The following is a 235-nucleotide window of genomic DNA, read 5'->3' on the forward strand; positions in this document are numbered from 1 at the left end:
AGGATACCGGCGGCGGTGAAGGCGGCGGAGGCGGCCAGTACCCGGCGTACCAGGCCGGAACGCAGTACAACGCCGGCGACGTCGTGTCGAACCTCGGCAAGCTGTACCAGTGCAAGCCGTTCCCGTACACCAACTGGTGCTCGATGGCGGCGTGGGCATACGAGCCGGGCAAGGGCTCCGCGTGGGATCAGGCCTGGGAGGAATACAAGCAGTAAGCAACTGCACGGGCCAGGTC

At 66.4% G+C, this 235-nt stretch carries 1 pseudogene; it reads left to right on the forward strand.

The window, feature by feature from the left end:
* A pseudogene (locus HWX87_RS37845) lies at window positions 1-215 on the forward strand (hypothetical protein); the annotation flags it as partial.
* Window positions 216-235 lie beyond the last annotated feature (20 nt).

The organism is Burkholderia sp. BCC1644 (assembly GCF_902833225.1).
Lineage (GTDB): Bacteria > Pseudomonadota > Gammaproteobacteria > Burkholderiales > Burkholderiaceae > Burkholderia.